Source organism: Weissella cibaria KACC 11862 (genome assembly GCF_000193635.1).
GTDB classification, from domain to species: Bacteria; Bacillota; Bacilli; order Lactobacillales; family Lactobacillaceae; genus Weissella; species Weissella cibaria.
On record NZ_AEKT01000002.1, the window covers coordinates 1 to 946 of the forward strand.

Annotated in this window: 1 protein-coding gene; it reads left to right on the plus strand. The window is 50.3% G+C overall.

Annotated features, from left to right (window positions below; all coding sequences use genetic code 11):
- Positions 1-946: iron-containing alcohol dehydrogenase (locus tag ESE_RS0100140; RefSeq protein WP_029237409.1), on the plus strand; the 946-nt coding region annotated here is incomplete at both ends.

A 946-nucleotide genomic window follows, 5' to 3' on the forward strand; every position in this document is an offset into this window, starting at 1 on the left:
CTTGCCAAAGGACATCTACTACGAGTCAAACGCCATTACGTACCTACAAGAATTGCCAAACATCGACCGCGCCTTTATCGTGGCCGACCCAGGTATGGTCAAGTTCGGCTTCGTCGACAAGATTTTGGATCAATTCGCACTCCGTGCGGACCAAGTAAAGACATCAATCTACGGTTCTGTTCAACCAGACCCAACAATTGGTCAAGCTATCGATATTGCCCGTCAAATGGCCGAATTCCAACCAGACACGGTTGTCTTGATTGGTGGTGGTTCAGCGCTTGACGCTGGTAAGATTGCCCGCTTCTTGTACGAGTACTCAGCTGAAGAGGGCCACGAAGGCATCTTGAACGACGATGCTGCCTTGAAGGAATTGTTCGGCGAGTTGGCACAAAAGTTCATGGATATCCGCAAGCGTATCGTGAAGTTTGATCACCAACACTTGACGCAAATGGTTGCCATCCCAACGACGTCAGGAACTGGTTCAGAAGTAACGCCATTCGCGGTTATCACGGATGATGAGACGCACGTGAAGTACCCATTGGCTGACTACGAGTTGACGCCACAAGTGGCTATCGTGGACCCAGAGTTCGTGATGACGGTGCCAAAGCGCACGGTTGCCTTCTCAGGATTGGACGCTTTGTCACACGCGTTGGAGTCATACGTTTCAGTAATGGCCTCAGAATTCACACGTCCTTGGGCATTGCAAGCTATCAAGTTGATCTTCGATAACTTGGAGACGTCATACAAGTACGACCCAGCCCACCCATCAAAGGAAGGTCAAGAAGCCCGTTCAAAGATGCACTACGCGTCAACGTTGGCTGGTATGTCATTCGCGAACGCCTTCTTGGGAATTAACCACGCCTTGGCGCACAAGACTGGTGGAGAATTCGGTTTGCCACACGGTTTGGCAATCTCAATCGCCATGAAGCACGTCATTAAGTTCAAC